The 23,498-nt window shown below is 73.5% G+C and carries 13 protein-coding genes and 1 pseudogene; 8 read left to right on the top strand and 6 right to left on the bottom strand.

Annotation, left to right across the window (positions count from 1 at the left end; genetic code table 11):
* The first annotated feature begins 6 nt into the window (after positions 1–6).
* The 3 genes from ACZ4SF_RS33100 to ACZ4SF_RS33090 all read left to right on the top strand — a co-directional run bounded on the left by ACZ4SF_RS33100 (position 7) and on the right by ACZ4SF_RS33090 (position 3,047).
* Entirely contained in the window at positions 7–729 is a 723-nt protein-coding gene (locus ACZ4SF_RS33100) for a DNA alkylation repair protein (protein ID WP_468391924.1), read from the top strand.
* Positions 730–1,004: 275 nt separating this feature from the next.
* On the top strand, positions 1,005–2,174 hold the full coding sequence (tuf, locus tag ACZ4SF_RS33095) for an elongation factor Tu (protein WP_468391922.1): 1,170 nt from the start codon (positions 1,005–1,007) through the stop codon (positions 2,172–2,174).
* 27 nt (positions 2,175–2,201) lie between these two features.
* Positions 2,202–3,047, top strand: coding sequence for a spermidine synthase (locus ACZ4SF_RS33090; RefSeq protein WP_468391920.1), 846 nt, complete (start codon positions 2,202–2,204; stop codon positions 3,045–3,047).
* Here the strand turns inward: ACZ4SF_RS33090 and ACZ4SF_RS33085 are convergent.
* From ACZ4SF_RS33085 to ACZ4SF_RS33065, 5 genes and pseudogenes are all read right to left on the bottom strand, one after another.
* Positions 3,009–3,273 (bottom strand): annotated as a pseudogene (locus tag ACZ4SF_RS33085) (MFS transporter); the annotation flags it as partial. The gene ACZ4SF_RS33090 and the pseudogene ACZ4SF_RS33085 overlap by 39 nt on opposite strands.
* The gene (locus ACZ4SF_RS33080; protein ID WP_468391918.1) at positions 3,274–4,641 is read right to left on the bottom strand and encodes a tetratricopeptide repeat protein; all 1,368 of its coding nucleotides are present in this window, start codon (positions 4,639–4,641) and stop codon (positions 3,274–3,276) included.
* Positions 4,638–5,582: a helix-turn-helix domain-containing protein gene (locus ACZ4SF_RS33075; RefSeq protein WP_468391916.1), complete on the bottom strand. Its 945-nt coding sequence runs from the start codon at positions 5,580–5,582 to the stop codon at positions 4,638–4,640. Before ACZ4SF_RS33075 ends, ACZ4SF_RS33080 begins: the two co-directional genes overlap by 4 nt.
* A 61-nt stretch (positions 5,583–5,643) precedes the next feature.
* Complete coding sequence (locus ACZ4SF_RS33070; protein ID WP_468391914.1) at positions 5,644–5,844, bottom strand: hypothetical protein; 201 nt, start codon at positions 5,842–5,844, stop codon at positions 5,644–5,646.
* 237 nt (positions 5,845–6,081) lie between these two features.
* Positions 6,082–7,155 (bottom strand): DUF8017 domain-containing protein, encoded by a 1,074-nt coding sequence (locus ACZ4SF_RS33065; protein WP_468391912.1) that lies wholly within the window; start codon positions 7,153–7,155, stop codon positions 6,082–6,084.
* 62 nt (positions 7,156–7,217) lie between these two features.
* Between ACZ4SF_RS33065 and ACZ4SF_RS33060 the strand changes: the two genes are divergently transcribed.
* A complete protein-coding gene (locus ACZ4SF_RS33060) occupies positions 7,218–7,679 on the top strand; it encodes a DUF4442 domain-containing protein (RefSeq protein WP_468391910.1) in 462 nt (153 codons plus the stop codon).
* 103 nt (positions 7,680–7,782) lie between these two features.
* Here the strand turns inward: ACZ4SF_RS33060 and ACZ4SF_RS33055 are convergent, their stop codons facing one another.
* Positions 7,783–7,959 (bottom strand): cold-shock protein, encoded by a 177-nt coding sequence (locus tag ACZ4SF_RS33055; protein WP_468391908.1) that lies wholly within the window; start codon positions 7,957–7,959, stop codon positions 7,783–7,785.
* 541 nt (positions 7,960–8,500) lie between these two features.
* Here ACZ4SF_RS33055 and ACZ4SF_RS33050 point away from each other — a divergent pair.
* The 4 genes from ACZ4SF_RS33050 (at position 8,501) to ACZ4SF_RS33035 (ending at position 23,497) form a co-directional block, all read left to right on the top strand.
* The gene (locus ACZ4SF_RS33050) at positions 8,501–10,612 is read left to right on the top strand and encodes an RICIN domain-containing protein (protein ID WP_468391906.1); all 2,112 of its coding nucleotides are present in this window, start codon (positions 8,501–8,503) and stop codon (positions 10,610–10,612) included.
* A gap of 420 nt (positions 10,613–11,032) precedes the next feature.
* The gene (locus ACZ4SF_RS33045; protein WP_468391904.1) at positions 11,033–18,154 is read left to right on the top strand and encodes an SDR family NAD(P)-dependent oxidoreductase; all 7,122 of its coding nucleotides are present in this window, start codon (positions 11,033–11,035) and stop codon (positions 18,152–18,154) included.
* Positions 18,155–18,158: 4 nt separating this feature from the next.
* Positions 18,159–23,180 (top strand): type I polyketide synthase, encoded by a 5,022-nt coding sequence (locus tag ACZ4SF_RS33040; protein WP_468391902.1) that lies wholly within the window; start codon positions 18,159–18,161, stop codon positions 23,178–23,180.
* Entirely contained in the window at positions 23,177–23,497 is a 321-nt protein-coding gene (locus ACZ4SF_RS33035; protein ID WP_468391900.1) for an acyl carrier protein, read from the top strand. The genes ACZ4SF_RS33040 and ACZ4SF_RS33035 overlap by 4 nt, the downstream gene beginning before the upstream one ends.
* Position 23,498 lies beyond the last annotated feature (1 nt).

Here is a 23,498-nt window from a genome sequence, read left to right as displayed (position 1 = left end):
CGTCTCATGACCGTCACAGGTGCGGCTCCGCCGGACGCGCCGCGCAGCGCTCTCGCCGACACCGTGCTGGAACGGCTGACGGCCGCGTACGGGGCCGCCGCCGACCCGGCGCGGGCTTCCGCGATGCGCGCCTACATGAAGGACGTGGCACCCTTCCTGGGCATCCCCACCGTGGCCCGCCGCGCCCTGTCGCGCACCGTGCTGGCCGGCACCCCGCGCCCGGACGAGGCCGACTGCACGGCGATCGTCCTGCGCTGCTGGGAACTGCCCGAACGCGAGTACCACTACTTCGCCGTCGACTTCCTGCGCCGGCATGCGGGCCGGTGCTCCTCCGGCTTCCTGCCGGTGACCCGGTACCTCGTCAGCACCGTCCCCTGGTGGGACACCGTCGACCTGCTCGCCGCGCACGTGGTCGGGACGCTGGTCGCCGCCGACCCCGAGCTGACCGCCGACATGGACGCGTGGATCACCGACGGCGACCTGTGGGTCGCGCGCACGTCCTTGCTCCACCAGCTCCGCTACAAGGAACGCACCGACGCCGACCGCCTGTTCACCGCCTGCCTGCTCCAGTCCGGCCACCCCGACTTCTTCATCCGCAAGGCGATCGGCTGGGCACTGCGCGAGTACGCCAAGACCGACCCCGAGGCCGTACGGGCGTTCCTGGAACGGGAGCGGGGCCGGTTCGCCCCGCTGACCGTCCGCGAAGCGCTGAAGAACATCGGCGGCTGAACCCGCCCGCCGTCAGGACCCGTTCGCCCGAAAACCATTCGACGCCGGACAAACCGTCGGCGATGATCGACGGCATGTTCCGGTACGCCTTCGTCCTCGCAGCATCCGCCGTCGCGGATGCCCCGAAGGCTGCCGTCCCGCTCCTCGTGGCCGCTGTCGACGGCGCCCGAAGCTGACCCTCTCCGGATCGTCCGGCGGACCCCGCAGGGGGAGGGTCGGCCGGTCCCCGGGGTCCCGCATTCTTCTTCACGGCTGAGAGGCTTCGAGGTACAGCCATGTCCAAAACTGCCTACGTGCGCACCAAGCCGCACCTGAACATCGGCACCATGGGTCATGTCGACCACGGCAAGACCACCCTGACCGCCGCCATCACCAAGGTCCTCGCCGAGCGCGGCACCGGCACCTTCGTGCCGTTCGACCGCATCGACCGCGCCCCGGAGGAGGCCGCCCGCGGCATCACCATCAACATCGCGCACGTCGAGTACGAGACCGACACCCGGCACTACGCCCACGTCGACATGCCGGGACACGCCGACTACATCAAGAACATGGTCACCGGCGCCGCGCAGCTCGACGGGGCGATCCTCGTCGTCTCCGCGCTCGACGGGATCATGCCGCAGACCGCCGAACACGTGCTGCTCGCCCGGCAGGTGGGCGTCGACCACATCGTCGTCGCGCTCAACAAGGCCGACGCGGGGGACGAGGAGCTGACCGACCTCGTCGAGCTGGAGGTACGCGACCTGCTCACCTCCCACGGCTATCCGGGCGACGCCGTACCCGTCGTACGCGTCTCCGGGCTGAAGGCCCTGGAGGGCGACCCGCGCTGGACGGCGTCCGTGGAGGCGCTGCTCGACGCGGTGGACACGTACGTGCCGATGCCCGAGCGGTACCTGGACGCGCCGTTCCTGCTCTCCGTGGAGAACGTGCTGACCATCACCGGGCGGGGCACCGTCGTGACCGGTGCGGTCGAGCGGGGGACGCTCCGCCTCGGGGACCGGGTGTCGGTGCTGGGCGCGGACGTCGAGACCGTGGTCACCGGTGTGGAGACGTTCGGCAAGCCGATGGAGGAGGCGCAGGCCGGGGACAACGTGGCGCTGCTGCTGCGGGGCGTTCCGCGGGACGTGGTCCGGCGGGGGCACGTCGTGGCGGCACCGGGCAGTGTGGTGCCGGCCCGGCGGTTCTCGGCGCGGGTGTATGTGCTGTCCGGGCGCGAGGGCGGCCGTACGACGCCGGTCGTGAGCGGGTACCGGCCGCAGTTCTACATCCGCACGGCGGACGTCGTCGGCGCGGTCGACCTCGGCGAGGCCGGCGTCGCCCGGCCCGGCGAGACGGTGGAGATGACCGTGGAGCTGGGACGGGAGGTGCCGTTGGAGCCGGGGCTCGGGTTCGCCGTCCGCGAGGGCGGCAGGACCGTGGGGGCGGGAACGGTCACCTCGGTGGGGTGACGCCACAGGTGACCCCACAATGGAGGCGTGAACGAAGCCATACCCGTCACCCGGGCCGTCGACCACGGCACCGCCAAGCTGATGCCCGATGTCGACCGGGAGCGCGCCTGGCTGCTCACCGTGAACGGGGCGCCGCAGTCGTACGTCGATCTCGATGATCCGGCGCATCTGGAGTTCGAGTACGTGCGGCGGCTGGGGTATGTGCTGGACACCGTCGCCGAGGCGGGCCGCGCGCTGGACGTGGTCCACCTCGGCGGGGGTGCGCTGACACTGCCCCGCTATGTGGCGGCCACCCGGCCGGGGTCCCGGCAGGACGTGGTCGAGGCCGACCGGGGGCTGCTGGAGCTGGTCGGAGAGCAGTTGCCGTTGCCGGCGGGTTCGGGTGTCGTCCTGCATGCCGGGGATGCCCGGGCCTGGCTGGAGGCGGCGCCGGACGATCACGCCGATGTGCTGGTCGCCGACGTCTTCGGCGGTTCGCGGGTCCCGGCGCACCTCACGACGGTCGGCTGCATCCGCGAGGCCGAACGCGTGCTGCGGCCCGGCGGGGTCTATCTGGCCAACCTCGCCGACGCGGCACCGTTCGACTTCCTGCGTTCCCAACTCGCCAATCTGGCTGCCGCCTTCGAGGAGACGGCGCTGATCGCGGAGCCGGCGGTGCTGCGCGGGCGGCGGTTCGGCAACGCGGTGGTCGTGGCCTCCCACCGGCCGCTGGACATCGCCGCGCTGGCCCGGCGCACCGCGGCGGACGCCTTCCCCGCGCGGGTCGAACACGGGCTGACCGTGAAGGAGTTCACCGGCTCGGCCCGGCCGGTCGAGGAGGCCGACGCGGTGCCGTCACCCGAGCCCCCCGACGGAGCGTTCGGCATCGGCTGACGCCGCCGGAGCGGCGGTGACCGGCAGGCCGCGGCAGGTCAGCGATCGGGCGTCCGGGAGCAGCAGCACCAGGGCGGTGACCAGGACCACCAGGGCGGCGCAGCCCCACAGCGCTGCCGTAGGCCCGCACGCCGTCTCGGGCCGGTCCTGCCGGGGCCGTGGCGAGCGGCACGAGAGAGACCGAGCCGAACCCGTCGTACGCGGAGACCCGGGAGCTCTTGTCGTCCTACTGCTCCCCGCACCAGTCCCTGAAGGCATCGAAGTCGGGCGACGGATTCCCGTACACCGCTGATACGGCGCGGAACAGCGGGTCGCCCGTCGCTGCGAACGCCCTCTCTGCCGCGGGGGCGAGTTCTTCGGCTGTCGTCGCGGAATCGAGGCACTGGAGCCCGTCCAGGTCGAACCAGAGGGCGGCGGGAAGAGGAAGCACGTGCTTGAGCGACTCCGGGTCGACCGTCGGCAAATCCATGCCCACCCGGCGGATGAGCTGCCGGGCCCGTGCGCTGTCGGGCGCAGCGCGCTGCGCGTACAGCGCGAGACTGACTCGGCACGGGCCATGGAGGGGCGACGGGAGGAAGCGAAGCGCGTACATCAGCATCTCCCCGGCGTCCGGCAGATCGCACTGCACCCGCAGCAGCGCTTCGTTCACGACCAGCCAAGGATCTCCGGGGTCGAGTGACAGGGCCTGGTGAAGTGCCGCGCGTGTCGCTTCGGCGTCCCTGGCCACCACGGCAGCGCCGGCCCGTTGCCAGACCCCGGCAGCGCGCTGCCTGCCCTCCCGCAGGGCGGTGGCACGTTCTCGGATCGAGGCAACCGTTTCCTCGTCCAGATCGTCCCGGCCGGAGTCGGCGATGATGTCAAGGGCCTCGTCGGGCTCGCCGCACGTCACATAGGCGGCCGCCGCGATCTCGTCCAGTGCCTCCTGGTAGGGGAAGCGCTGTTTCATCGCCTCATAGGCCTCGATCGTCTTGAACGGCACCTGCAGCTCGTACGCGAGCGCCGCGAGGCTCATGTAATAGGCGCAGTAGTTGGGTTCGACGTGCAACGCCCGCTCGTGCAGGAAGAGGGCGTCCTCCGGATGACCGAGTTGCGCCTCCACGCGAGCGGCGCCCACCAGCGTGGCGGTGTGGTCCGGTGTGTGCCGCAGCCCCTCCTGATAGTGGCGCAACGCCTCCGCTGCACGTCCAGCGCGCTCGGCAGCGAATCCCGCCGCGTGGGCGACGTCGGCAGGTGACGGCTCACAGGCCGGCAGCAGCGCGTCGAGCGCGTCCTGCACCTCGAACCATCCGTTGTGGGATTGCTCCATCCAGGAATCCGGTACGGATGCTCCGAAATAACGCCTCAACTCAGTGAGGTGTCGCTCGCGCGTGGCTGCCTGCCCGGCGATGCCCTGCTGGTCGCGGAAGATCTTGATGACGTGGAGGGTCAGCCCGGACGCGGTGTTCGTCAACGGGTGGACGATCTTCTCGGCGCCCTGGCCGAGACACGGTCCGATCCGGTACCGGCCTGTCCCGATCGTGACGACCTTGCCCTCGTACTCGTGGGCCCCGCATGCCGCCAGATCCAGCGGAATCTCCTCCGGCGAAGCGCTCACAGGGCCACGTCCGTTCCTCCGCTGTAGAGCTTGAGATAGAGCGGGCTGCCGATCACCGCCTGCTGTGTGCGGCTCAACAGCACGAACACCGTGTCGAAGGCGAGTTCTCCGCCACCGGACAGGAATGCGCTGGTCTCCGAGGAGACGGCATACCTGCCGTCCACTGCTTCGCTGAAGTACCGCAGTGAGCAGTCCAGCAGCAGGCCCGGCCGTGTCCGGCACTCCAGCCTCACCACGTCGACAGCCGGATCAGCGAGACCGGCCCCGGGGCGCTGCCCGGCCCGGAAGACCCCGGCGTGGTGCACGTACTGGGCGACAACCGCAGGGCCCGCGGCGTCAAGTTCGGTGATGGCTCCCCGCTGGGCCAGCCCCGTGAGCACCTGACGCAGCCGCCGCATGAGTTCGGCCCGGTCGAGGGCCCCGCCGTGCAGCAGATGCGGCCGCCCGAACGTCCCGCCCTCCCGGAAGAGCGCCTCCACCGCTGGGTGCGCGGGGCCGGCCTGCCCTGCCGAAGCCACCATCGTCGCGTGCAGCCGCTCCACCTTGGAGTGCGACACGTAGCAGAAGTAGTCCACCGACGCGACTGCGGAGGCTCCCAGCGTTGTCCTCCGGCCGCCATCGGCAGACGCCGAGCGGTCGCCACCGCCAGGCTGCTGCGGCTCGCCGGCCGTAGGGGCGCCGAGCCGCTCGTCGTCCGCCGCCAGCCACAGACGGCGAAATTCCTGGAGGTCACCGTGGAGTGCCTTCACCACGGGCTCCAGCGACTGCCAACGGGGCACCCGCTCCCCCCGAATGATCTCGCGCACTGTCGCGTGACTCACCGCATGCCCGGTACGCCGCGCTACGTCCCGTGTCGACGGTCTGGCGTTCTCGCGGTGCAGGTGCTCAATGCTGCGACGCAGTAAGTCCTTTGCACTGAGCCCGGCTTCGGTGTCGTCCATGGCTCCTCATCCTGCAGGCCCGGCAACCCGTTTGTTGCCGTTTTCGGACTGTTCCTCCGCCTCACCCCCGCCCACCGCGCCAGAACCCTGGAACGCGCAGCGTGCTGTAGGCACGCAGGATCGCGGCTCTGTCCGCCGGCGCGCTGCCGCGTAGCGCCAGCACCAGTCCCACCAGCCACACCGCCAACGCCACCACCGCGACTGCGCTGGCCACCAGCAGGCCCATTCCCACAGCACCCGGCTCGATGAATCCCTGACGCACAGAGGCCCCCTTCCGGCTCGGTAGCCCGAAACCCGTTCCCTCCGAGCATCCAGGACGGCGGCGCCCCGCGGCCGACGCGCTTACGAGTCCTTCCAGTCCCTTCCGGCCCTTGCCGCTCTCTTCCATCTGCCGGCCGCTCCTTCGGCCCGCGCCCGACGATGAGCAGGGACACCGCCTCCGGCACGATGCGGGAGGCGGTGTGCCGAGCCGGTTTCACCGCTGCCGGGGCGCGCCCGGTCACTGCACCGTCGGGTCGCCGTGCAGCCGTACCGTGCTGAGGATCTTCTTGATCGTCGCGTCGGAGACCTCGTCCTTGACACCCTTGGCGCCGTAGAAGGTCCAGGAGACGAAATTGCCCGCCGAGTTCTTGAAGGCGAACGTAGTCGCCTTGCCGTCGGTGTCGCACTTGCGCTTCTTCGGCGTGCCTGTGGTGTAGGACGTGGCGACGCTGCCCTTGATGCCGGACGCCGTCGTGAAGTCCTTGGCCTTGCCGGCCTTCAGGTACTTCTTGGAGGAGTCCTTCTGGTCGGTGTAGCCGCCGAAGGCGAACGCGGCCGCGTCGCCGTAAGCGGTGCTCGCGGTGTCTTTGGCGCCGTTCTCGCCCTTGGTGCCGGCCGCGGCCAGCGACGACGTCTCCTCGTTGCCGTCCTTGTCGTCGTCGGAGGTGCAGTACTCCGGCTTCAGGAACGCGGGTGCGGAGAAGCCGATGTACGCCGAACCGTCGCCCTTCTCCTGGTCCTCGAAGAACGTGAAGACGCCGGGCCGCCTCACCTCCCAGTCGGGGGGCACGTCGAAGGCCGTGCCGTACTTGGGGTTGACCACGACCTTCCAGCCCGCGACCGTCGGCTGCACGGTCTCGTTCGCGCGCGGGTTGTCGGTCGCGGACGACGTGGGCGTGGCGGACGAGGTGGCCGTCGGGGACGGACTCGTGTGCCGGCCGTCCTTGCCGTTGTCCGCCTCGTCCTTCTCCGAGCCGCCCAGCACCAGGTAGCCGGTCACGGCGGCGGTGACCACGACGGCGGTGGCCGCGACGATCGCGATCAGCTTCGTACGGCCGCCGCCCTGCGGGGGCTGGGACATCGGTGCGGTGGGGGGCTGCTGCTGCCCCCACTGCGGCTGCTGTCCGTACGGCCCGGCCTGCGGCTGCTGCCCGGACTGGCCGCCCTGCGGCTGCTGTGCGTACGGCCCGGCCTGCGGATACTGCTGATATCCGGGCTGCTGGTACGGGTTCGGCTGCTGGTTGCCCGGCTGCTGGTACGGGTTCTGCTGCGGGTTTTGCGCGCCCCCTGGCGGCTGCTGATCTGGCCACATGGCGAATAACCCTAGTGCTGTTCACTGGCCAGGCTGGGCTACTCGTGAGTAACATGAACGGCATGAGCGCAGACCAGATGTCGATCGGCGAGATGCTCGCCGCCACCGTGCCGATGGCCCGGACCCTGAACCTGGAGTTCCTGGAGACCACCCCCGAGAAGGCCGTGGTGTCCCTGCCGGACCAGAGCGCGTACCACAACCACGTGGGCGGCCCGCACGCCGGTGCGATGTTCACCCTCGGGGAGTCGGCGAGCGGGGCGATCGTGCTTGCCGCCTTCGGGGACCAGCTCACGCGTGCCGTGCCGCTCGCCGTGAGCGCCGAGATCTCCTACAAGAAGCTGGCGATGGGCGCCGTCACCGCCACCGCGACGCTGGGCCGCCCGGCCGCCGCGGTCGTCGCCGAACTCGACGCGGGGCAGCGTCCCGAGTTCCCGGTGTCGGTCGAGATCCGGCGCGCGGACGGCGCCGTGACCGGCGAGATGAGCGTGCTGTGGACGCTCCGGCCTACCGACCAGGGGAAGTGACCGCGCGGCGGCGGCACGACCCGAGCGGCACTGCGCCCCGTCCCGGTGATTCCGGGGCGGGGCGCCGGTGATTCCGGGGCGGGCGCCGGTGTTATGGGGCGGTTCAGCGAACCGCGATGACGTTGGTGGCCTTCGCCCCGACGACCTCGAAGACGACCCGCTGTCCCTCGCGGGTGGTCTGCGTCTCCATGCCGGAGAACGGGTGCTTCGCACCGTCCTCGTCGGCGATGATGCCCACGCCGTCCGCCTTGTTGTAGACGGCAATCGTCCCTAGAGGCATCGTCTTTTCCTCCGTGATTGGTCGTGACTGCTGATCTACCCCGGTGAGCAGAGCATCACGCACCGTGTCCGAGGGAGGAAGGGGCGGGGCGGCGCGTCGGCCACGGTTTGACCGGAAGGCGGCGGGGTGCGCCCGGAGATGTGCGGGAGTGGGCTGCGGGTGTGCGCCGGGGGGTTGACCGTGGGGTTGCGCCGGGGGGTTGACCGTGGGTGTGTGCCGGGGGGTCGGCCGCAGCTGTGCGTAGGGAAGTTGGAGATTTCGTGCGCCATCCGGCTTGTGGTGCAGGTGAGTTGACGGATCTGGCGAAGCCGGCGCCGGTGATACCGGCGGTAACCATTGTGCGTTAAACCGACGTTGCCGCCCGGGCTTTCGAACTTCTTGTTTCCTGTGAGGCGCGTGTGCGAAAGTGAGCCTCCCCGCGGGAGGGCAAAGGCCGACGTCGACGTCGTGGCCGGCTCATTTGGTACGCACCAGTCAGGCACTGCTTTCCGACAGGACGCCGTTGTGTATGCCGTCCTGCGGGTGGAAAGGAAATGGTTCCGTGCAGTCCCCTTACCCCCCACGCCCGCCGTACCCGCCCCTGCCCGGCCCGACAGGCGAGTCCGACCGCACTCTCGTCGCCCGGCTCGGCGGCCCGGACGACGCCCGCCATCACGCCGTCGCCCTGCTGCTCGCCCGGCACTGGCGCGCCGCGTGTGACCATGCCGTCGTCTGCCTGGCCACCGCAGGACCTTCCGCGCAGCTGGTCGCCACCGCAGCCTTCCACCAGGTGCTCGGCCGCATGGCCGGCGGTGTGATCGGCGGTGCCCTGCGACCGCAACTGCTGGTGGCCGTCCGTGACATCGTCCGGGCCTGGGCCGCGGACGACGTGGCCTGTGCCACCCTGCCGGAACTGCGCAAAACCACCGGCGGCCGCGGTCTTCGTGCGACAAATCCCGGAACGCCGGAAAGCAGGCAGCTCGCCGCACGCGCATTCCGGGCGCTTCCCGGTGCCGCACAATGCCTTCTCTGGCACACCGAGGTGGAAGCCGAACCCATAAACATACCCGCTGGTCTGCTGGGGGTGGACACAGCCGCCGCGACGACCGCCCTGGAGCAGGCGCGAGAACAATTCCGCGCCGGTTGCGTACGCGCGCACCGGGAACTCGCGCCGTCCAAGGAATGCCGCTTCTACAACCGGCTCCTCGACGTCCCCATCCGCCGCGGCGGGGACCTGCTGCCCGACGTACGCAGGCACCTGACGGTCTGCGGTCACTGCCGGCACGCCGCCGAGCAACTCGGCCGCTTCGACGGTGGTCTGCCCCTGCTGCTCGCCGAGACCGTGCTCGGCTGGGGCGCCCGCCGCTACGTCGAATCGCGCCCCGGCCGCTGCGCACCCGAGGAGTGGCCACCCCCGCAGGCCGTACCCCCGGCGGCCGGCGGCCGGCACCGCACCGGACCGGAGCACCGCCACCGCAAGGCCGTGGCCGTCGGCGCCGGACTGACCTCCCTCGTGCTGCTCGCCACCGTCCTGCTGGCCAGCAGCTGGTCCGATGACAACGGTGTCCCCGCCCCCGGCGCAACCTGGGGCGCCCCCGCCGGCCAGACCACCGGACCGGACCTTGCCGGTGCACACCCCGGCACCTCGCCCTCCGCCGCCTCGGTCGGCGCGCCCGTCGAGATCGCCCACGGCACCCTCCGCGCCCTCGACTCCGGGCGCTGCCTGGACGCGGACGGGGGCCGGGTGGCCACGGGCGCGGGCGTCCGGCTCGCACCGTGCACGTCCGCCGCATCGCAGCAGTGGTCCTACCAGGACGACGGGCTGCTGCGCAGCGCCGTCGATCCCGCCCTCTGCGTCGCCGCCGAGCCTGGCACGAAGCGCGTCCTGCTGGGCGGCTGCGTCGTGCATGCGGGCGAGGTGGCGTACGACTTCACGGTCCGCGGCGAGATCCTGCTCCGCTGGCACAAGGGCCTGGCTCTCACGCCGGGTTCCGGCCGTTCCGCCACGCGGGTCGGGGTGGCGGAACGGGACGGATCGCGGGAGCAGCGGTGGGTGCTGGAGTCCGGGACGGAGGCAGGCGGCTTGCCGCGTTCCGAAGCCGGACGGGAGGGCGCGGGCGCGCCGGGCTCGCCGGGCGGGCCGCATGGGCCGGACGGGCCGGATGGGCCGGATGGGCGGCACGGGCCCCGGGCCGGAGGGTCCGGGCGGACAACCGATGGTGCCGGTGCCGGCGCCGGCACCGGGCCGGATTCCCGTGGGCAGGGGCACGGGAACGCGTCGGGCGGGAAGCCGGGGCATGGTGGAGGGCAGGCCGGCGAGGATGGCGAGCCGCAGGTCGCTCAGGTGCGCGCCGCACGCGAGCGCGGAGCCGGCGGGGACGGAGCCCGGGGTGCCGGTGGCACGGTGAGCGCGGTGGACGCGCCGGGGAGGGCGGGCGGCGTCGTGGCGCCGATGGCCGACGCGGTCACCACGCCGGTCGTGTCACGCGTCGTCTCGCCCGTGGCCTCACGGGCCGCCTTGCCGGTCGTGCCGCACGTCGTCTCGCCGGTCGTGCCGCACGTCGTCTCGCGCGTCGCTTCGCCGGTCACCCGTACCGCCGGAGCCGGAGCCGGAGCCGGAGCCGGAGCCGGAGCCCGGGCCGGGATCGGGGCGGGGCGGCCGTTGCCGGGCTGACCTGCGAAGGGGTCGGCCGGTGGCGGTCGGCCCCGCCCGTACGGTCGCCGGTTGCGCAGGGCGCGCCGGGATCGAGCCAGTGCGCGAAGGCCATGCGGAATTTACAGACTTCGGCGGACTGTCCCGGCGCATAGCACCGAGGTGAGTGCACGGCAAAGGGGGTGGGTGCTTTGGCAGGCTTGTGCCGGTGTGGCGTATGCGGCTGGACGGCGCCAACGTCCGCGTCCGTGAAGGGAATCGCTGGATTTACCGTCCCTTGCGGGGAATTCGGCGCGCTGGCCGAATCGGAGTCTCCGCACGCGGAAAGGTTGCAGCGTTATTGACCCGCGAGTAATGACCTCGCTAGTTTCCAGCCCTCGCACCAGAGTGTCTCCCCGCACACCCCCCACCGTGCTGTCTCGCCGATCGTGCCGGAGCATCATGACCTCCCCTGTGCGTGCCCATGACCTGATCCTGTGCCTCACCCCCTTCGGGGAACCCGACGCCCGTCTCGCCGCCGCCGCATCCGCCGCCGGCGGGCTCGGCATCCTCGACCTGGGCGCAGGCGGCAGAAGAGCCTGTGAACAGCTGTCCCGGCTGAGACGGGCGGCACCGGGACCGTTCGGGATACGGGTGACCGGGCGCTGTGCCCTCACCCCCACGGATCTCGGCGGCGCCGTGGACACCGTGGTCCTCACCCCGGACGCGACCTGGAACGTGACCGAACTTCCCAACGAGACACGGTTGTTGGCGGAAGCCGGTGATCTCACCCAGGCGCGTGCCGCCGTCCGTGCCGGCGCCCACGGGCTGATCGCCCGCGGAGCTGAGAGCGGCGGCCGGGTCGGCGAGCTGAGTACCTTCGTGCTGCTCCAACAGCTGCTGGCCGCCGAGGAGTTGGCCGGCCGCCCGGTCTGGGCCTGTGGCGGGATCGGCCCCCGTACAGCGGCCGCTGCCGTGGCCGGCGGGGCGGCCGGAGTCGTCCTGGACAGCCAACTCGCGCTGCTGGCCGAGTCGGGGCTGCCCGAGACGGTCCGGGCGGTGCTGCGTGCCATGGACGGTTCGGAGACCGTGATGCTGGGCGGGCACCGGGTTCTGCGGCGACGCGGTCCGGACGCCCCGCGACCGCCCGCCGACGACCCGGAAGCCGTCGCCTCCCTGCTCGGCGCGCGTGACCTGCGCGGCCGGCTGCTCCCGGTGGGCCAGGACGGCTTCCTCGCCGCCCGGTTCGCCGAACGGTGGCGGGATGTGCGGGGCGTCGTGCGTGAGCTGTCGGCGGCGGTGCGGGAGGTGGCCGGCGCGGGAGTGCCGACGGGACCCGCCGGCCCGGCCCTGGGGCCCGGCGCGGCCATGAGCGCCGCGCTGGGAACTCGCCTGCCGATCGCGCAGGGACCCATGACGCGCGTCAGTGACCAGGCCGGTTTCGCCGCCGCCGTCGCCGAGGACGGGGCGCTTCCCTTTCTTGCGCTGGCCCTCGCCGACGGCGACCGGGCCCGGGCGATGCTGACCGAGGCGCGTGCCGTGCTGGACGGCCGGCCCTGGGGCGTGGGCGTGCTCGGCTTCGCGCCCGAGGACATCCGCGACGCCCAGCTCGACGCCGTACGGGAGCTGCGTCCCACGCACGCGATCGTCGCGGGCGGCCGGCCCGCACAGGCCGAGGCGCTGGAGCGGGCCGGGATCCGCACGTTCCTGCACGTACCCTCGCCGGGGCTGCTGCGGCAGTTCCTGGACGCCGGTGTGCGCAGGTTCGTGTTCGAGGGGTCCGAGTGCGGCGGGCATGTCGGACCGCGGGCCTCGTTCCCGCTCTGGGAGGCCCAACTCGCCGTACTCGAGGATCACCTGGCGGACGCGGCGGCCGATGCCGGGAACGAGGCGGCGCGGCGACTGGAGGTGTTCTTCGCGGGTGGCGTCCACGACGAGCGGTCGGCGGCGATGGTCGCCGCGCTCGCCGCGCCGCTCACCGCCCGGGGCGCCGCCGTCGGCATACTCATGGGCACGGCCTACCTGTTCACCGAGGAGGCCGTCGTCCACGGCGCCGTCCGGCCGCTGTTCCAGCGGCAGGTCCTCGCCGCCACCGGCACCGCCCTGCTGGAGACCGCGCCCGGCCATGCCACCCGGTGCGTGCCCAGCCCCTTCACCCACGACTACCGGGACCGGGAAAGCGCGTTACGCGCGCAGGGCCTGCCCGACCGGGAGGTCTGGGAACAGCTGGAACGGCTCAACGTCGGCCGGCTGCGCATCGCCAGCAAGGGCGTGACGCGCGCCGACGGCGGCGCGTTGCAGACCGTCGGCGAGGAACGGCAGCTCAGCGACGGGATGTTCATGGCGGGCCAGGTCGCGGTCCTCCGTTCGACGGCCACCACCGTGGCGGCCCTGCACCGCGCGGTGACCGACGGCGCGGCCGGCTTCCTGACGGCAGGGGCCGCGGCGACCCTACGAGGCGCACGCCGCGCCGGAGCCGTCGGTGCCGCACGGCCGGCCCCCCGGTCCGCCGCCGAACCCCGGCTGCCCGCCCTGCCCCCGCCACCCCCGCCGCTCGACATCGCGATCGTCGGTATGGCCTGCATGTTCCCGCAGGCCCCCGACCTCGCCACCTTCTGGGCGAACATCGTCGCGGGACGCGACGCCGTCACCGAGGTACCCCCCGACCGCTGGGACCCCGCAGTCCACCACACCGCAGGCAGCACCGTGTCGAAGTGGGGCGGCTTCCTGCCCCCGATCCCCTTCGACCCGCTGCGCTACGGCATCCCGCCGGCCTCGCTCGGCAGCATCGAGCCCGTCCAGCTGCTGTCCCTGGAGGCGGCACGCCGGGCCCTGGACGACGCCGGATACGGCGAACAGGGACGGGAGTTCGACCGTGCCCGCACCTCCGTCGTGTTCGGAGCCGAGGCGGGCAGCGACCTGTCCAACGCCGCCACCCTGCGCGCCGTCCTTCCGTCGTACTTCGGCAGGGTCCCGGACGGACTGGAGGAGCAGCTGCCCCGGCTCACCGAGGACTCCTTCCCCGGCATGCTGGCCAATGTCATCTCCGGCCGGATCGCCAACCGCCTGGACCTGGGCGGCGCCAACTACACCGTCGACGCCGCCTGCGCCTCCTCCCTCGCCGCCCTCGACGTGGCCTGCAAGGAACTCGTCTGCGGCACCAGCGACCTCGTGCTGTGCGGCGGCGCGGACCTGCACAACGGCATCAACGACTACGTCCTGTTCTCCTCCGTCCACGCCCTCTCGCCGACCGGCCGGTCCCGCGCCTTCGACGCCACCGCCGACGGCATCGCCCTCGGTGAGGGCGTCGCCTGCCTGGTCCTCAAACGGCTCACGGACGCGGAACGCGACGGCGACCGTATCTACGGCGTGGTCAAGGGGCTCGGCTCGGCCAGCGACGGCCGTTCCCTCGGCCTGACCGCGCCCCGGCCGGAGGGCCAGCGGGCCGCACTGGAGCGTGCGTACCGCAACGCCGGTGTCCCGCCCGCCGCGGTCGGCCTGGTGGAGGCCCACGGCACGGGGACCGTCGTCGGTGACCGGACCGAACTGACCGTGCTCGGCGACGTGTTCACCGAGGGGGGCGCCGAGACCGGCGGGTGTGCGCTCGGCTCGGTCAAGTCGCAGATCGGCCACACCAAGTGCGCCGCCGGACTCGCCGGCCTGATCAAGACCGCCCTCGCGCTGTACACCGGGGTCAAGCCGCCCACCCTCCACCTGGAGCGGCCCAACCCCGCCTGGGACGAGGGCTCGGGTCCGTTCGTCTTCCACACCCGCGCCCGGCCCTGGGCTGCACCGGCCGCCGAACGCTTCGCCGGCGTCAGCGCGTTCGGCTTCGGCGGCACCAACTTCCATGCGGTGCTGGCGGCGTACGGGAACGGCCTGCCACCCCGGCAGTGCCTGGACGCCTGGCCCGCCGAGCTGTTCCTCTTCCGGGGCCGGGACATGGCGGTGGCCCGCAAGGAGGCCGCGGAGATCCTCCGCGCCGCCGAGTCCGACGGCAGCCCCTGGCGGCTGCGCGACCTCGCCCTGGCCGCGGCCCACCGCGCCGATGCCTCGCACGAGCCGGTACAGGTGGCGTTCGTGGCCCGCGACACCGAGGACCTGGCCGGGCAGTTACGGCGCCTCCTCGCCGGGGAGGACGAACCGGGTGCCGGGGAGCGCCGTGCGGCCCCCGGTGCCACCGCGGCCCCGGGCCCGGTCGCCTTCCTCTTCCCCGGCCAGGGCAGCCAGCGCACCGGCATGCTCGGCGACCTCCTGATCGCCGTCCCCGAGCTGCGGCACTACCTGCACCTCGGCCGCGACCACGCCGACCGGCTCTATCCGCCGGCCGCCTTCGACGACACCGTCCGCGAGCGCCACCGGGCCGCCCTCACCGACACGCGGGCCGCGCAGCCCGCCCTCGGCATCACGGGACTGGCCGCCCACGCCTTCCTCACCTCCGCGGGCGTCGAGCCGGACCTGGCCGCCGGGCACAGTTACGGCGAACTGGTCGCCCTCACCGCGGCCGGTGCCCTCGATCCCGAGACACTGCTGGAGCTGAGCGCCGAGCGTGCCGCCGCGATCCTGGCGGCGGCCGGCGACGAGCCCGGCGCCATGGCCGCCGTCGGCGCCCCCGCCGAGGACGTCGAACGTGCCCTGCGCACGGCCGCGGCACCCGAGTCGGTCGTGGTCGCCAACCTGAACTCACCGGCGCAAACCGTGATCTCGGGACCCACGGACGACGTGGACACCGCCGTACGGTCGCTGCGCGCGGCCGGGCTCGGGGCACGTCGGCTCCCCGTGGCCTGTGCCTTCCACAGCCCGCTGGTGGCCGCCGCGGGGGAGCGGTTCGCCAAGATCCTCGCGGACAAGACGGTCCGGGCGCCCGAGTTCCCCGTCTGGGCCAACCGTACGGCAGCGCCCTACCCGCCCGATCCCGAGTCGGTGCGCGCCGGACTCGCCGCCCAGATCGGCGCCCCGGTCGCGTTCGCCGCCCAGATCGAGGCGATGTACGAGGCCGGAGCCCGGATCTTCGTCGAGGCGGGCCCGGGCACGGTCCTCACCCGGCTCGTCGGGCAGATCCTCGGCGACCGCCCGCACCGCACGGTCGCCTGCGAGCCCCGGCCCGACAGCGGTCTGGCCGGCTGGCTGGACGCCCTCGCCCGACTCGCCCTCGCCGGGCTGCCGGTGCGCACCGCATGGCTCTTCCAGGGCCGCGACGCCGTCGACGCCCTGCGCACCCCGGCACCGAAGCGGCCCGGCTGGACGGTCGACGGACACCTCGTCCGCACCGCCGACGGGGCACTCCTGCCCGGTGCCCTCGCACCGGCCCGACGCGTCGTGGAGGCGACTGTGACCACCGACCAGCCCAGCGGCGCCCCGGCCGGCCGAGAGGCACTGATCTCCGAGTTCCTGCGCACCAGCCGGGAGATGATCGCCGCCCAGCGCGACGTGCTGCTCACGTACTTCGGCGGCGGCACGCCACCACAGGCACCCGTCGGGCAGGTGGCACCCGCACACGCTTCGGATGTCGCTCAGACCGTGGCGCCCGCTCAGGCCGCTCAGGCCGCTCAGGCCGTGGCGCCCGCACACGCCCTGGAGTCCGGCCGGACCATGGCACCGGCGCATGGTGCGGAGCCCGTCCAGCGTCCCGCCGCCGAGCCGCAGCCGGGCCACCCGGTGGCGGCCCGCCCGCCGGACGACGTGGAGCGCGTCGTGCGGGAGATCATCAGCGAGCGCACCGGCTACCCCGTCGACATGATCGAACCCGGACTGGACCTCGAGGCCGACCTGAGCATCGACTCGATCAAACGGGCCGAGATCGCGGGGGAACTCGCCAAGCGCCTCGGCATCGCGGGCGGCGCGGAGGTCCTGGACGACACCGAGCTGGAGGAACTGGCCAAGGCACGCACCACGGCGGCGGTGACCAAGTGGCTGACGGAGCGGATCGGCACGGGCGGCGACCGTGCGACCGAGGAGCAGGAGCCGGTGAGCCCGCCCGCCGACGGCACCCCGGCCCCGGCCGGCCTCCCCCGCGGCGTCCCGGCACCGGCCGGCGTTCCTCTCGGTGTGCCGGCACCGGCCGGCTTCCCCCTCGGCGTCGCCCCCCGGCGCTACGAGCTGCGCCCCGTCCCGCTGCCGAGCCCGGACCGCGCCGCCGCCCTGTCCGGCCGGCGGTTCGTCATCCTCGGCGGCGAGGCGGAGGACGAGAACACACGCGGCGGCAACGGCCACGGCAACGGCGTCGCGGCCCGGCTCGCTGCGCAGCTCGCCGCGCACGGCGCCGACGCGGTGCCCCTCGACCGCGGCCACCTCCTCGGCCCGGCCGACGGCACAGTCGACGGCGTCCTCTACCTCGGCGCGCTGCCCGGCCCGGACCTGCCGGTCCTGCCGGACGCCTTCCCGGTGCTCCGGGCCGCGCTGGCGTGCGCCCCCGGGCTGCTGCTGGCCGTACGGCCGGCAGCCGGCGCCGGCGCGCTGCGCGCCGCGGGCCTGGACGGTCTGTTCCGCAGCGTCGGCCGCGAACACCCCGGCCTCCTGGTACGGGTGCTGGCGGTCGCCGACACCACCCCGGCGGCCGTCGCCGACGCAGTGCTCGCCGAGTTGGGCGCGCCGGAACCGGCACCCGTCGTGCTGCGTACGGCGAGCGGAGGGCGGCAGGGCCTGGACCTGGTGCCCGTGCCGCTCGGCCCGCTCGCCGGCACCGGAGCAGGACCGGCCGGGGAAGGCGCCGCCGAGGCCGCCGCACTGGGGCTCGACCGGGACTCCGTCGTGCTGCTCGTCGGCGGTGCCCGGGGCATCACCGCCCGGTGCGCGGCCACGCTGGCCGCCGCCTCCCGGTGCCGGATCGAGCTGCTGGGCCGTACGCCCGCGCCCACCGCACCAGAGGCCCCGCACACCGCAGCCGCGCGTACCCCCGCCGAACTGCGGGCAGCGCTCGCCGCGGGACCCGGCGCCCAGCAGCCTGCCGAGATCAACCGGCGCGCCGAACTGATCCTCGCCCAGCGGGAGATCACCGCCACGCTCACCGAACTAGCCGCCCTCGGCAGCGCGGTGCGCTACCGCTCGGTGGACTTCCGGGAACGGGACGCCGTCCTGCAGGCGGTCAAGGAGATCCACGCCGAGCACGGACGGCTCGACGGGGTCGTCTTCGCCGCCGGAGTGATCGAGGACCGGCTGATCGCCGAGAAGACGCCCGAGTCCTTCCAGCGGGTGTACGGCACGAAGACGGCCGGGGCCGGCGCGCTGTTCGCCGCTCTGGACGACCTGCCCACGGCACCGGCGTTCACCGTGCTGTTCGGCAGCATCGCCGCCGTCCTGGGCAACCGCGGGCAGAGCGACTACGCCGCCGCCAACGGCGCCCTGGAAGCGCTGGGCGCCGACTGGGCCGCCCGTACCGGCCGGCGAGCACTCACCGTCCACTGGGGGCCCTGGGCGCCGGACGGGAACCACCCCGGCATGGTCGGCGCGGAACTCGGCCGTGAGTACGCCCGGCGCAAGGTCGCCCTCATCGACCCGGACGAGGGCACCATGGCCCTGCTCAAGGAACTCGCCTGGGGCGACCCGGCGGCCCGCGCCGTCGTCTACACCGCGTCGGGCTGGTAGTCACATGACGGAGCGTCATATCGCGGTCGCCATCGTCGGGATGGCGGTGCTGCTGCCCGGCGCCCGAGGACTGGACGCCTACTGGCGCAATCTGCGGGACGGTGCCGACGCGATCAGCCAGGTTCCGGCCGACCGCTGGGACCCCGGCCACTACCGGCCCGGATCCGCCGCCGGGCCCGCCGTCGCCGGCCAGGTGTACTGCCGGCGCGGCGGGTTCCTCGACGGTCCGGCCGAGGTGGAGGTCACCCGCTACGGCATCATGCCCTCGGCGGTGCCCGGCACCGAGCCCGACCAGCTGATCGCCCTCGACGTGGCCGCCGCCGCGCTCGCCGACGCGGGCGGCACCGAGCGGCTGCCCGAGCGGCACCGGGCCGGGGTCGTCCTGGGCCGCGGCGGCTATCTCACCCCCGGCCTGGCCCGGCTGGACCAGCGGGTCCGCACCGCCACCCAACTCGTGCACACGCTCGGCGAGTTGCTGCCCGGCCTGGCACCGGACCAGCTCGACCACGTCCGGGAGGCGTTCACCCGGCAACTCGGCCCCGACAGCCCCGACGCGGCGATCGGCCTGGTCCCCAACCTCGCCGCCTCCCGCATCGCCAACCGTCTCGACCTGCGCGGACCCGCCTACACCGTGGACGCCGCCTGCGCCTCCTCACTGGTCGCCGTCGACCAGGCGGTCACCGCCCTCACCACCGGCCGCTGCGACCTGATGCTGGCCGGGGGAGTGCACCACTGCCACGACATCACCCTGTGGAGCGTCTTCTCACAGCTGCGCGCCCTGTCCCCGACGGAGCGCATCCGCCCCTTCCACCGTGACGCCGACGGCATCCTCATCGGCGAGGGCACCGGCGTCGTCGTACTCAAACGGCTCGCCGACGCCGAACGCGACGGTGACCGTGTCTACGCCGTGATCCGCGGTACCGGCGTGGCCGGCGACGGCCGTACGGCAGGACTCGTCTCGCCCGATCCCGGCGGGCAGACGCGGGCCGTACGCGAGGCCTGGCGGGCCGCCGGACTCGATCCCGCGGCGCCGGATGCGATCGGCCTGCTGGAGGCGCACGGCACCGCCACACCCGCCGGTGACACAGCCGAACTCACCACCCTGGCCGAGGTGTTCGGCCCCGGCGCGGGGTACGGGTGGGACGACCGTCCGGTCCTCGGCTCGGTGAAGTCGATGATCGGCCACACCATGCCGGCCGCCGGAGCGGCGGGCCTGGTCAAGGCCGCGCTCGCCCTCCACCACCGCACCCTCCTGCCCACCCTCCACTGCGACGACCCGCACCCGGCCCTCGCCGCCACGCGCTTCCGCACGCTGGAGCGGGCACTGCCCTGGGAGACCGGGGCAGGGCGGGCGGTCAGGCGGGCCGCCGTGAACGCCTTCGGGTTCGGCGGGATCAACGCGCACGTGGTCCTGGAGGAGGCCCCGAGTGGCTATCCGGCTTTGCCGATCTCGACGGAGGCCCCGGGTGGTCATTCGGCTTTGCCGGTCCCGAAGGAGGCACCGGGTGGTCATTCGGCTTTGCCGGTCCCGAAGGAGGCACCGGGTGGTCATCCGGCCTTGCCGGTCCCGAAGGAGGCCCCGGGCGGGCACCCGGCCTTGCCGGTCAAGGAGGCACTCCCGGCGGCATCCGTGGGCGTCACCGAACCCGAGCGGATCCTCCTCCTCGCGGCCGGCGACACCGACGGCCTCGCCGCACTCCTCGACGCCGACGACTCCGCCGTCCTCGCCGCCGGACTCGACCCCGTCCTGCCGCACGCCGGGGCAGGTCCGGCACGGCTCGGTGTCGTGGACCCGACCGGCAAGCGGCTCGCCCTGGCCCGGCGCGCGCTCGTCAAGGGCCGCCCCTGGCAGGGCCGCAGCGATGTGTGGTTCCGGCCCGGACCCCTGCTCGGTCGCGCCGGCGGCAGGCTGGCGTTCGTCTTCCCCGGTCTGGAGGGCGAGTTCACGCCCCGCACCGACGACATCGCCGCCCACTTCGGCCTGCCCCCGGTCGCCGGCGCCGGCCCGGACGTCCAGGTCGGCGATGTAGGCCGGCACGGCTTCGGCGTGGTCGGCGTGGGCCGGCTGCTGGACCAGGCGCTGCGCCGCATGGGCGTCGTGCCGGACGCGGTTGCCGGGCACAGCGTCGGCGAATGGACGGCCATGGCCGCGGCGGGACTGTACTCGGCCGGCCAAGTGGACGCCTTCATGGCCCGGTTCGACCCGGACGCCGTCAGCGTGCCCGGCCTCGCCTTCGCCGCCGTCGGTACCTCGGCCGCCCACGTCCGCACCACCTTGGCCGACGCTTGGGCGGACTCGGGGATCGTCCTCTCGCACGACAACGCGCCCCGCCAGTCCATGATCTGCGGCCCGGGTGCGGCGGTGGAGGAGTTCGTCCGGTCCTTGCGATCCCAGGGCGTGCTCTGTCAGGTGCTGCCGTTCCGGTCCGGCTTCCACACGCCGATGCTCGAACCGTTCCTCGCGCCCATCAAGGCGGCCGCCGACCAATTCCGGCTCCACCCGCCGACCGTGCCGGTGTGGTCCGGGACGACCGCGGCGCCCTTCCCGCGGGACGAGGCTGCGGTACGCGAACTGTTCGTACGGCACCTGCTGGAGCCCGTCCGCTTCCGCGAGCTGACCGAGGCCCTGTACGCCGCCGGACACCGCGTCTTCGTCCAGACCGGTCCTGGTCGGCTGACCTCACTGATCGGTGACACCCTCGGCGAGCGTGATCACCTGGCCGTAGCCGCCAACTCGCCCCACCACAGCGGAGTGGGCCAACTCCGGCGCACCGCCACCGCGTTGTGGACAGCGGGGGCAACCGTGGCCCCGGCGACACCGGCCCCTGCCACGGCGCCTGGTGCGGGGGTGGCTCCGGGCGCGCCGGCCCACGCCGCGGAGGCCCCGCCGACCGGTGCCCGCACGCCCGTCCGCCTCGACCTCGGCAGCGCCCTGGTCTCGCTGGAGGGCCCGGTCCGCGACGCACTGCGGGCGGAACTGCGCCTGGCGGAGACGGCTCCCGAACCGGCCCGGCCCGGCAGCCCCGCCCTCGAGGACCTCGCCCTCCGTCACCCGGCTGCCGCCGAGCTGAGCGCCCTCCTGCGGGACACCGCACACACCGCGGCGGAGCTGATCGCGGCGAGCCACCGGCCCGACAACCGGACGGCCTCGGCTCCCACCCCGCCCGCGGTGCCCCCGGTCATGCCCCCGCTCACGTCCGCGGTCCCCCCAGCGGTCACCTCGCTCACGCCCCCGGTCACCCCCGCCCAGCCCACGGTCACCCAGGTCACCCCCACACCCACGGTCCCTCCGACGCCCCCCACCACCGCCACCACCTCCCTCCACGTCTCCACTCACACCATGCCCCACCTCCTGGACCACTGTTTCTTCCCCCAACGTCCCGGCTGGCCCGATCTGGCCGATCGCTGGCCGGTGGTCCCCGCCACGACGATCGTCCGGCACATGATGGACGCGGCGGAGGCAGCCGCGGCCCCCGGCCTGCACGCCGTGGCCGTGCACGGCGCCCGCTTCGACCGCTGGCTCACCGCCACCCCTCCCGTCGACGTCCCGGTCACCGTCACCCCCGTACCCGGCCGGCCGCGGCATGTCGGCGTCACCTTCGGCCCCACCGCCCGCGCCGTGATCGAACTCGCCCCGCACACGCCCCCACCGCCCCCGACGGTCCCCCTCGGGGACGCCCCTGAGCGCCGGCCCGAGCACTCGGCGGCTCAGCTGTACCGCGAACGCTGGATGTTCCACGGTCCCGGCTTCCAGGGCCTGACCGAACTCACCGGCATCGGCGAGCGGCACATCCGGGGGGTGATCACCACCCCCGCGGCCCCTGGCGCCCTGCTGGACAACGTGGGCCAGCTGCTCGGCTACTGGATCATGGCCACCCGTACCGAGCGGACCGTCGTCTTCCCCGTGCAACTGCGGGAGGTGCGGTTCCACGGTCCGCACCCGGGCCCCGGCACCGAGGTGGGCTGCCTGCTGCGGATCACCTCCCTCACGGACACGGTCCTGGAGGCGGACGCGGAGCTGACCGTCGGCGGCCGGGTGTGGGCGCGCATCACCGGCTGGCAGGACCGCCGCTTCGACAACGACCCGACGACCCGCCCCGTCGAACGCTTCCCCGACCGGCACACGCTCTCCACGGCCATGCCCGGTGGCTGGACGCTGGTGCACGAGCGGTGGCCGGACCTCGCCTCGCGCGAGCTGATCATGCGCAACGCGCTGGGCGGAGCGGAACGCACCGAGTACGCCGAGCGCCCGCCCCGCGGCCGCCGGCAGTGGCTGCTCGGCCGGATCGCGGTCAAGGACGCCGTACGGCACTGGCTGTGGCAGCACGGCGAAGGGCCCGTCTTCCCGGCGGAGATCCGGGTCGGCAACGACGAACTCGGCCGCCCCCGCGTCACCGGCGTGCACGGACGTGAGCTGCCCCCGCTGGACGTCTCGCTCGCCCACCGCGCCGAGACGGGAGTGGCGATCGTACGGCCGCACCGGCCCGAGCCCGGCCCCGGCATCGACATCGAAGAGGTCACCGAACGCGACCCGGCCACCCTCACCACCGCACTGGGGCCGGCCGAACTGCGGCTGCTGCGCGCCCGGTGCGACCACGGCGGCGAACCGGAGACCGTGTGGTTCACCCGTTTCTGGGCCGCCAAGGAGGCCGTCGCCAAGGCCGAGGGCGCCGGATTCGGCGGCCGTCCCCGGGACTTCGCCGTGCTGGAGGCCGCTCCCGACGGCAGCCGGCTGCTGGTCTCCGGCCGCCTGGAGCGCGCCTACACCGTGCACTGCGCCCCGGTGAGCAGTCCGCCCGCCCTGCCCCGGCGGGCCTATGTGGCGGCCTGGACGACGGGCCCCGAAGCCGACGCCGGACCGCACGACGCAACGGCCGGGCGCGCAGCGGACCGGCCGGGCGAGTGCGCAGCCGGCAGACCGGGCGAGTGCGCAGCCGGCCGACCGGGCGAGTGCACACCCGACCGAGCAGTCGACGGAGCAGTCGATCAAGCAGCCGACGCAGCAGCCGAGGAGTACGCCCGATGAACCCCACCCAGCCGGCCCCGGCGCAGCCCACCGCGGACACCGTGCTCGCCGACGTCACCGGCATGCTCCGCACCGTCCTCGCGGAGTACGGCGACGACGACGTGGTGATCGGCATGTCCACCACCTTCAACCGCGACCTGGAGCTGGAGAGCATCGACCTGGTCACCCTGGCGGGCCTGCTGGAGGAGCGGTACGGGCAGCGGGTCAACCTCGCCGAGTTCCTGGCCGGCATGGAGTTCGACGAGATCATCGAACTGACCGTCGGCCGGCTCGTGGAGCACGTGGTGTGGAGCCTGAAGACCACGCAGGCGGGCTGAA

The organism is Streptomyces sp. NPDC027663 (assembly GCF_055566415.1).
The sequence above is the reverse complement of the archived record's forward strand: the minus strand, read 5'-3'. Positions and strand labels throughout refer to the sequence as shown.

Coding starts and splice junctions, on each gene's coding strand:
- ACZ4SF_RS33100 (WP_468391924.1), top strand. CDS start 7: ATGACCGTCACAGGTGCGGCTCCGCCGGACGCGCCGCGCAGCGCTCTC.
- tuf (WP_468391922.1), top strand. CDS start 1,005: ATGTCCAAAACTGCCTACGTGCGCACCAAGCCGCACCTGAACATCGGC.
- ACZ4SF_RS33075 (WP_468391916.1), bottom strand. CDS start 5,582: ATGGACGACACCGAAGCCGGGCTCAGTGCAAAGGACTTACTGCGTCGC.
- ACZ4SF_RS33065 (WP_468391912.1), bottom strand. CDS start 7,155: ATGTGGCCAGATCAGCAGCCGCCAGGGGGCGCGCAAAACCCGCAGCAG.
- ACZ4SF_RS33060 (WP_468391910.1), top strand. CDS start 7,218: ATGAGCGCAGACCAGATGTCGATCGGCGAGATGCTCGCCGCCACCGTG.
- ACZ4SF_RS33055 (WP_468391908.1), bottom strand. CDS start 7,959: ATGCCTCTAGGGACGATTGCCGTCTACAACAAGGCGGACGGCGTGGGC.
- ACZ4SF_RS33045 (WP_468391904.1), top strand. CDS start 11,033: ATGACCTCCCCTGTGCGTGCCCATGACCTGATCCTGTGCCTCACCCCC.
- ACZ4SF_RS33040 (WP_468391902.1), top strand. CDS start 18,159: ATGACGGAGCGTCATATCGCGGTCGCCATCGTCGGGATGGCGGTGCTG.
- ACZ4SF_RS33035 (WP_468391900.1), top strand. CDS start 23,177: ATGAACCCCACCCAGCCGGCCCCGGCGCAGCCCACCGCGGACACCGTG.